The 8,447-nt window shown below is 59.3% G+C and carries 8 protein-coding genes; 1 reads left to right on the plus strand and 7 read right to left on the minus strand.

The window, feature by feature from the left end; translation table 11 throughout:
- Window positions 1-123: 123 nt before the first annotated feature.
- The gene (locus tag BGLCM_RS06355; RefSeq protein ID WP_081927606.1) at window positions 124-1,332 is read right to left on the minus strand and encodes an RNA-guided endonuclease InsQ/TnpB family protein; all 1,209 of its coding nucleotides are present in this window, start codon (window positions 1,330-1,332) and stop codon (window positions 124-126) included.
- A 113-nt stretch (window positions 1,333-1,445) separates the two neighbouring features.
- A complete protein-coding gene (gene dapE / locus BGLCM_RS06360) occupies window positions 1,446-2,753 on the minus strand; it encodes a succinyl-diaminopimelate desuccinylase (RefSeq protein WP_006294884.1) in 1,308 nt (435 codons plus the stop codon).
- 223 nt (window positions 2,754-2,976) lie between these two features.
- Between dapE and BGLCM_RS06365 the strand changes: the two genes are divergently transcribed.
- The gene (locus BGLCM_RS06365) at window positions 2,977-3,918 is read left to right on the plus strand and encodes an AEC family transporter (protein ID WP_044085169.1); all 942 of its coding nucleotides are present in this window, start codon (window positions 2,977-2,979) and stop codon (window positions 3,916-3,918) included.
- A gap of 28 nt (window positions 3,919-3,946) precedes the next feature.
- On the opposite strand, the gene BGLCM_RS06370 is transcribed toward BGLCM_RS06365, so the two are convergent.
- The 5 genes from BGLCM_RS06370 to BGLCM_RS08320 all read right to left on the minus strand — a co-directional run.
- Window positions 3,947-4,678 carry a ribonuclease HII gene (locus tag BGLCM_RS06370; protein WP_006294886.1) on the minus strand — a complete coding sequence of 244 codons (732 nt, stop codon included), beginning with the start codon at window positions 4,676-4,678 and terminating at the stop codon, window positions 3,947-3,949.
- A gap of 127 nt (window positions 4,679-4,805) precedes the next feature.
- Window positions 4,806-5,528, minus strand: a complete 723-nt coding sequence (gene lepB, locus BGLCM_RS06375) for a signal peptidase I (RefSeq protein ID WP_148401544.1) — start codon at window positions 5,526-5,528, stop codon at window positions 4,806-4,808.
- A gap of 147 nt (window positions 5,529-5,675) precedes the next feature.
- Window positions 5,676-6,041 carry a 50S ribosomal protein L19 gene (gene rplS, locus BGLCM_RS06380; protein WP_044085170.1) on the minus strand — a complete coding sequence of 122 codons (366 nt, stop codon included), beginning with the start codon at window positions 6,039-6,041 and terminating at the stop codon, window positions 5,676-5,678.
- 490 nt (window positions 6,042-6,531) lie between these two features.
- Window positions 6,532-6,957, minus strand: coding sequence for a DUF1893 domain-containing protein (locus tag BGLCM_RS06385; protein WP_006294889.1), 426 nt, complete (start codon window positions 6,955-6,957; stop codon window positions 6,532-6,534).
- A 1,277-nt stretch (window positions 6,958-8,234) separates the two neighbouring features.
- Window positions 8,235-8,447: zinc ribbon domain-containing protein (locus BGLCM_RS08320; protein ID WP_148401546.1), on the minus strand; the 213-nt coding region annotated here is incomplete at its 5' end.

Below are 8,447 nucleotides of genomic sequence, written 5' to 3' on the forward strand. Positions count from 1 at the left end.
AAAGCCGAACATTCCTATTCGGTCACATATTGACATCCTCCCCCGCCTGTAGAGGCGGGGGATTCCTTGGCCTCGCGGCCTAGGGTTTCTGTTTCACAGACTACGCTTCGCACTACAACGTGATTAGTTGTTGTGGTGTTTGCGTTGGTCTCCGCAGACGTTCACCGCAAGCCCTGCGGCGAGGATGTTTTTCGCGGCGTTCACGTCCCTGTCATGGGTCGTGTGGCAGTGCGGGCACGTCCATGCCCTGACGTTCAACGGTTTGCGGCCGGTGTTCTTCCCGCAGGTCGAACAGATTTGGCTGCTGGGATACCAGCGGTCGATGACCACGATGTCGCGTCCGTACCATGCGGCCTTGTACTCCAGCATGGTGCGGAACATGCGCCAGCCCGCGTCCGTGATACCGCGGTTGAGGGCGCGTTTGGCCGTCTGGCCGTTGGACAGGTAGTGGCCCGGATTGGCCGGGTCCGTCTCCGGTTTGCACCTGCGGCTCATGTTTTTCACCGCCAAGTCCTCGATGACGACCGTTTGGTTTTCACGGACGATTCGGGTCGAGAGCTTGTGCAGGAAATCCTTGCGCCGGTCCGCGATGCGGGCCTGAATACGGGCCGCCTTCAACATGGCCCTGCGGTGATTGTTGCTTCCTTTCCGTTTGCGCGCCAGATCGCGTTGCGCTTTCCCCAGGCGCTTGGCGTTCCTCTTGCGCAGCCCCGGGTTGTCGATTTTCTCGCCGGTGGAGAGCGTGGCGAAGGATTCCACGCCCATGTCGACGCCGACCTTGCCTTCGGCTTTTGGCAACGCGGTGACGTGTTCCTCCACGAGGATGCTCACATGCCAGCGGCCAGCCGAATCCAAGGATATGGTCACGTTGACCGGGTATGCGCCGTCCGGCAACGGACGGCTCCAATGGATGTCGAGCGGCTTGTCCATCTTGGCGAGCCTGAGAGTGCGGCCGTCCCATGTGAACGCGCTACGAACGAACGTGGCGGCTCCGCCACGGGACTTCTTCTTGAACCTCGGATAATCCGCAGTACCGTCGAAGAAATTGGAGAACGCCGCTTGCAAGTGGCGCAACGACTGCTGAAGCGCAACTGAAGACACTTCCCTGAGGAAGGCCAGCTCTTCGGTCTTCTTCCATCCGGTAAGCATGGTGCTGGTCTGGTTGTACGAGACACTTTCCCGACGCGCAGTCCACGCCTCGGTACGTGCCGCCAAGGCCTTGTTGTAGACCAGACGGCAACACCCGATGGTACGCCGCAGCAGGTTCTCCTGCCCGGGCGTCGGATAGAAGCGGTACTTGTAGGCCCGCCGGACCATACCATCGGCACCCATGCCTTACATTATAGCATGAAAGAATGTAAAATATGGCCGTGCGCCTTACATCCCCCGCCTGCGCTCCGCTAAGAGGCGGGGGTCTTACGGCGCAATCGATAAATATGAACGGCTTACTCAAGCCAGTCGATCAGCAGGTCGGCCATGCGTAGCAAATCAGTTTCGGGCAGCTGCTCGTCGTGCTTGTGGGCGAGCAGTGGGCTGCCGGCGCCCAAGTTGACGGCCGGAATGCCGAGCTGCGAGAAGCGCGCGACGTCAGTCCAACCCATCTTCGGCAGCGGTTCACGGCCTGTACGCTCGCGCACGAGCTCAACGAGCGAGGCTGAAATCGGCGCTTCCAAACCGGGGCGGGCGGATGGCGACTCGTCTTTCATCTCGATCGCGAAACCCTCGAACACGCCACCCGGCGCCGTCTGCTCGCCGTTGCCCAGATGCGGATACGTGCCCGTTTGCTTGAGTTCGGCTGTTTCCTGACCAAACATGACAGCTTTGGCCTGTTCCAACGTTTTGTCTGGAGCAAAGCGGTAGTTGACGTGCACGCGGCATTCGTCGGGGATGATGTTCGTGCCGTTGCCACCCGAAATCAGCGTGGCGTTCAGGCCTTCCTGATACGTCAAGCCGTCCACCTCGATCGCGCGATTGTCATACGCGTTCAGACGGTTCAAAATCTCGGCGGCGTCGTGGATCGCGTTGCGGCCCATCCAGGCGCGCGCCGAGTGGGCGGCGATGCCATGCGTGACCACATCGAAACGCATCGTGCCGTTGCAGCCGCCTTCAATACCGCAGTCAGTGGGCTCGCCAATCAATGCGAAATCGCCTTGAATCCAGTCGGGGTGCACCTCAACAACCTTGCGCAGGCCGTTCTTCTCGGCTGCGACTTCCTCATGGTCGTAGAACACGTATGTGATGTCTGCACGCGGGTTGGTCAGCGTGGCGGCCATATAGAGGAACACGGCGTCCGAACCTTTCATGTCGGTGGCTCCCCTGCCCCACATGATGCGTTCGTGCTCGTGGCCTTCGGCCACGTCGGCACGGATCAGCTCGTCACCGGGCTCTAGCCAGCGTGGCGGGAAGTTGTCGATGACGGGCACCGTATCGAGATGGCCGGCAATGATTACACGGCGCGGTTTGTTCAAGTTCGTTGACGCCACAAGCGTGTCACCGTGGCGGCGGACCGTCAGATGCGGCTGCTGCTCAAGGAAACGCTGCACGATGTCAGTCAACGGGCCTTCGTCATCGCTGACCGAGTAGACGGCCATGATTTGCTCCATCAGCGAGTTCAGCGCTTCCTGGCGCGGCAACGCAGCGTCGAGCGTGAGGTCTTGCGGCGGGTTGTGCTGGAGGTCTTGCGAAAGGTCTTGCTGGAGGCTGGGAGTTGCAGCGCTGGAAGTCGAGAAGTTGGAAGTCGAAGTGTTGGTCATAGTCGTGTTTTCTACTGGTTGATGGTGTTGCGGGCGAACCGGAACGGCATGGCGCGGCAAACGAGCGCGGCAATGTTCCGGTTGGCGAACTGGTGCCTAGCCTAACGGTAAGTGCTTCGTTATGGTTAGAAACGCTCAAATATCCATGGAATCTGCATGCGGCAGGCGGCAGCGGGAGTTGGCAGCGGGAGCAGGCGGGGCACCAGCGGAGGCGGGAGGTGTGATGGGCGGCTTTTTGGGAGCGATGCAGGGTTTTGCGATCATCGGCATAATCATTGCAGCTGGATACGTGTGCGCACGCTTACAAATCGGCGGTTCCCAGGCGCAGTATGCGTGCAATCGCGTGGCGTTTTATGTGGCCAATCCGTGCCTGATGTTTTCGGTAATGTCGCAGCATCGCATTGGTGAAGTGTTTGACGTGACGATTCTCGTCGCGTTCGGATCGGCGTTCGTGGCGGGGCTGGCGTTTGTGATTGTGGGCAAGTTTGTGCTGCATTTGAAAGCCGTGGATAACGCTGTGGGTGCGTTGTGTTCGCTGTATTGCAATGCGAACAATATTGGTTTGCCTGTGGCCACTTACATCCTTGGCAATCCTGGGCTTGTGGCGCCGCTGCTGCTGATTCAGCAGGCGCTCTATATGCCGATTGCGTTGGCTGCGCTCGACACGTTGACGAGCGGTAAAACCTCGCTCACACGCATTGTGACGAGTCCGCTGCGCCAACCGATTTTCATTGGCACGGTGCTTGGCATTGGTTGCTCGGTGCTGGCCGAGCAGGTCGGGCATGCGGTGGTGCCGTCGGTGTTTGCTGAAACGACCTCGCTGCTTGGCGGCGCGGCTGTGCCGATGATTTTGCTGGCGTTCGGCATGTCATTGCATGGCACAAAACCACTCGAACAAACCTCGAAAGGCGCGGTGTTTTCGATTGTGATAGCGAAGAACATCCTGATGCCGGCTGCCGCATTCGCGTTGGCTTACTGGGGATTGGGATTGCGCGGCGATGTGCTCTACGGATGTGTGGTACTGGCCGCGTTGCCAAGTGCGCAGAACGCGTTCAACTTCGCGTTCCAATACAACGCGTCTGTTCCGTTGGCACGCGATGGTGTGCTGATGTCGACCGCATTGAGTCCGCTCAGCATTGCTGTGCTTGCGGCGCTATTGAGTTGAGCTGGAATCTAGCTCTGCGTGGTGTGGATCAGGTCAGTTTCCAACTCAGGCGATGCAAGTCGCAGAGGCCGTGGTCCACGATGGCTTGGCGATGCGCTTTGGCGCCATAGCCTTTGTTCGACGCCCAGCCATAAGGCGCATATTCGGGGCGCTCGGCTAGTTCGATCATCAGATGGTCTCGCGTGACTTTGGCGATAACGGCCGCACTGGCCACTGTGGCACAATGCTGGTCGCCTTTGACTTGTGTGACCACATGCGCGTTGATTGGCACATCAGGGGCTTCGAACGTGCCGAGCGCTTTGGTGATGTAATCATGCGGACCATCAAGAATCGCGCCGATGCGCGGGGTACGCAAGGTCGTGGTGGCTTCACTGCTGATTGACGTTTGGTTTGATGCAATGCCAATGCCAAGGTGGTGTTCGAGTTGAGCCAGTGCGCGCAATGCTGCGATGCCGAGCGCATGGCTGATGCCCCAGTCGTCAATTTCTTGGTTGCTGGCCTGGCCTACGGCCCACGCGGCGCTCCAGGCCTCAAGATCTTCATAGATCGCTTCACGACGCCGCTCGGTCAGCATCTTCGAATCGGCCACATGGTCGGGCACATGCAATTGCGGCAAATCAGCGGCCCAAATCGCGGCGGCACCTACCATGACGGGACCGGCCAGCGCTCCCCTGCCCACTTCGTCGAACCCGACAATCAGATCGAATCCCTGGTCTGCCAGTTCCTGTTCGCGATCAAGTGTGGGAATTACTGAGGGCATGAATGATCGACCTTTGCTGTGTGGTGGCTTGGCGTGCGCTTGTGCTTTCTTGCGTCTTGCATTGCGTGGTTCTGTGTGCTGCTTGTGCTGCGCGCTGGCTTCGTGTGTGGTTGATGGCTGCGAAGGCTCAGGCGGAAGGGATTGTTTTCGGTTCAGGCACGTGGGCGAACACATCGTGGTGTGCGCTAAGCCAGCCGATGCGGTTGAGCGGCCAGTAGCGCAAAAATGCGACGCCTTTCACATCGGCAATAGGCACGAGGCCTTTCTCGGCATCGTTCTTGTGATAGCGCGAATCGGCGGAATTGGCGCGATTGTCACCCATTACAAACAGATGGCCTTCAGTCACCGTGACATTGAACGCAAATGCGCTCGGTTCTACACCAGGCTTGATATACGACTGCTCATCAATGACCACACCATTGATTGTGACAGGAGCGCCATTGCCGGCGCATTCCACCACGTCGCCCGGCAAACCGATGACACGTTTGATCAAATAGTCTGTGCCTTCAGTCGTTTTCTCGGCAGGCAGCCAATCCGAAGGGTCTTTGAACACCACAATGTCGCCACGGTTAATCTTGCCAAAACGTGGCGTCAGTTGCGACGTGATCACGCGGTCACCCGGCATGATCGTGTCTTCCATCGACGATGACGGAATCAGATACATGCCAAACACGAACACGCGCAGCAGCACCATGATCAGAATCGGAATGCCACACCACAGTGCGAAATCCTTGAGGCCAAACGAGGCATCAGTGTGCTTCTTGGCCGACTTGGCCGGCTTGGGTTCAGACGTGGCAGCAACAGCATGTGGTTCCTGTGCCCCATACGGGGGTTGTTGCTCGGGATCCATCTGCCGCGCCTCCTTGTGGTTCATGCACATTACCGCCCACTAGCCTAGCAACATTAAGGTAATTCCAACAGCCGCAAGCACAGCACCCACACAACGGTATGCGGAAATACAAATAAAAAAGCCCGGGACCAAACCCGGGCTCGAAACTCACTTGGCGGAGTTGTCGCGGCGCTCGACGATGCGAGCGGCCTTGCCGCGCAGGTTGCGCAGGTAGTAGAGCTTGGCGCGGCGCACACGGCCCTTGCGCACGAGCTTGATCGAATCGATCGCCGGGGAGTGCAGCGGGAAGCGACGCTCCACACCGGTGCCGAAGCTGATCTTGCGAACCACGAACGTCTCACGCACGCCGGCGCCCTGACGAGCGATCACAACGCCAGTGAAGGTCTGGATACGCGAGTTGTTGCCTTCCTGGATCTTCACGTTCACGTCCACGGTGTCGCCGGGACGGAAGGCCGGGATTTCCTCAGCCGGCTTGAGATGCTTGGCGTCGAATGCCTCGATTGCGTTCACCATAATAATCCTCATATCACCGCCGCATGCCGGTGCGTAGGTTGTGGGGCGGGGTGACGGGTTGTGTTGCTCCCAGCGAGCCGCAGTGATCCGTACAACCGCTCCAATCCTGAAGTTTCGGCAGTTTGCTGCTCGAAACGCGTGCCAATCCGCCAAAAGTCGAGTTTGGCTGGACCTAGAAAGTTCCCAACTCATGCGGCGATTGGAAACTCGGCACAGCGAGACGACATTATAGCGGGATTGGGGGACGGGAGGAAGCGGGGGCGGAGATGGTGGGTTCGGGCGAGCGCGGAGTGGGCCGGAGTGGGGTGAGCCGGGACGCTGGGCGACGGGAGGTGCGAGGCGCGGTGAGAGGCAGGAGTGGGTGCGCTGGCTAGCGCGAGGCTGCCAGTGCGGAGTGAGTCGGTGAAAGACGGGTCAGCGCGGGATGGGTCAGTGGCGCCGTGTGTAACACCGTGTGTAACGGGGAAGAGACGGGTCAGCGCGGGATGGGTCAGTGGACTTTGGCGAGGCCGGCGACGACGGGGCGGATCGCGGACTCGGCATCGAGCGGATCGTCGATGTTGCTCACGGCGTCCTCGATCGGACAGATGCCAGTCTCGGCGTAGTTGGAAATCGTGGGAACAAGCTCTTCGTAGTCGGCGTTGATGCCGTGACGTTCGAGCGTTTCGAGCGCGTCCCTGCTCATGATCGGCGCGTACACAGTGCGTACGCCGAGCAGTACGTAGAGCAGCGCGCCGCCTTTGCCGATCACGCGGTCGGCGGCTGTGAAGCCTGCGAGCGTGCGGTGGGCGTCGAGCAGTTTGAGTAGCGGACGCAAGCTGTAATCAGTATCGGTGATGATTTCGCAATCCTTGACAGCGGCAAAACGCAGGGAGTCGTTCTCCAGCAGCGTCTGCTTGGCGCGGGATAAATCCATAGTGAAAGTCTTTCCGACCGCGTTCGGGGGGGCGACTTGCGAGCCGGGGCGGCCGCGCGGAGTCGGGAACGGGTCTGGCGGAGTTGAGGTTGACGAGAAAGATGGGGTTGGTTGATTAAGTGAAGTGTGGTTAGGTGGTTAATGGAGGTGGTTGATGAAGTCGGCTCCGGTTGGGTGAATGGGGGGACGGATACGGCAATAGGCCAGCTGGCGGGAGTAAACCCGGCTGCCGGCGGGGGCTGCCCACCGTATCGTCGTTGGCGGCGGCGGACACTCAGGGAGCGCAGCTTGTGCGGATGCACAGTGCGCGGGTACGCGGGCAAGCGTCGTCTTCGGTCGTTTTCGGTCGTTTTCGGTCGTCTTCGTTGGGCGGCGCACACAAGTGGCTCCATTATTACCCGATAATGCTGGGAATCTGCTTGAGATATTCGATAGGCAAACGGGGGATGGGAGGGAGGCGGACGGAAAAGAGTCGGAAACCGTGAACAGCGCCAGCATGGTACGGAAAACTGCACTTTCCCACCCAAACCGCACCTCCCCTGCCCCGCGTGGTCAGCAAAACCACTCTTCCCAACCCAAACCGCGTCTCTCCTGACCAATGTGGTCAGCAAAACTACACTTTCCACTCCCAAACCGCACCTCCCCTGACCAGCCTGGTCAGCAAAACTGCATTTTCCGTTCCCAAAGCGCGTCTCTCCTGACCAACGTGGTCAGAAAAATAGCACTTTCCAATCCAAACTGCGTCTCCCCTAACCGGCGTGGTCAGGAAAACTGCATTTTCCGTTCCCAAAGCGCGTCTCTCCTAACCAACGTGGTCAGAAAAGATGCATTTAACGAAAATCTGTACTCTCCGCCACGGCGGATGAGGGGATGGGACGGATTGAAAGGGCTGAAAGGATCGGAAGGGCTGGGCGCGGGAGAGGGTGAAGGATTGGTGAGGTGAAGGAGAGGGAAAAGGTGAGGGAGTAGAAAGAAGGTGAGGAGAGTGAAAAGGGTGTGGGGCGGCAGGGGGGCACGATTGAGGGTGGAAGGGGACAAGATTGAGGGCGGAAAGAGGGCGAGATTGAGGGTGGAGGGGGAAATGAAACCGCCCTTCGAGCGCGTTGATACCGGGGATGCGGTGGGGAGTTGCTCCAAGGGCGGATCTGAGAGAAAAAGCCGAACATTCCTATTCGGTCACATATTGACATCCTCCCCCGCCTGTAGAGGCGGGGGATTCCTTGGCCTCGCGGCCTAGGGTTTCTGTTTCACAGACTACGCTTCGCACTACAACGTGATTAGTTGTTGTGGTGTTTGCGTTGGTCTCCGCAGACGTTCACCGCAAGCCCTGCGGCGAGGATGTTTTTCGCGGCGTTCACGTCCCTGTCATGGGTCGTGTGGCACGCGGGGCACGTCCATGCCCTGACGTTCAACGGTTTGCGGCCGGTGTTCTTCCCGCAGGTCGAACAGATTTGGCTGCTGGGATACCAGCGGTCGATGACCACAAGCCG

This window comes from Bifidobacterium gallicum DSM 20093 = LMG 11596 (genome assembly GCF_000741205.1).
GTDB lineage: Bacteria > Actinomycetota > Actinomycetes > Actinomycetales > Bifidobacteriaceae > Bifidobacterium > Bifidobacterium gallicum.

Coding starts and splice junctions, on each gene's coding strand:
- BGLCM_RS06355 (WP_081927606.1), bottom strand. CDS start 1,332: ATGGGTGCCGATGGTATGGTCCGGCGGGCCTACAAGTACCGCTTCTAT.
- dapE (WP_006294884.1), bottom strand. CDS start 2,753: ATGACCAACACTTCGACTTCCAACTTCTCGACTTCCAGCGCTGCAACT.
- BGLCM_RS06365 (WP_044085169.1), top strand. CDS start 2,977: ATGGGCGGCTTTTTGGGAGCGATGCAGGGTTTTGCGATCATCGGCATA.
- BGLCM_RS06370 (WP_006294886.1), bottom strand. CDS start 4,678: ATGCCCTCAGTAATTCCCACACTTGATCGCGAACAGGAACTGGCAGAC.
- lepB (WP_148401544.1), bottom strand. CDS start 5,528: ATGGATCCCGAGCAACAACCCCCGTATGGGGCACAGGAACCACATGCT.
- rplS (WP_044085170.1), bottom strand. CDS start 6,041: ATGGTGAACGCAATCGAGGCATTCGACGCCAAGCATCTCAAGCCGGCT.
- BGLCM_RS06385 (WP_006294889.1), bottom strand. CDS start 6,957: ATGGATTTATCCCGCGCCAAGCAGACGCTGCTGGAGAACGACTCCCTG.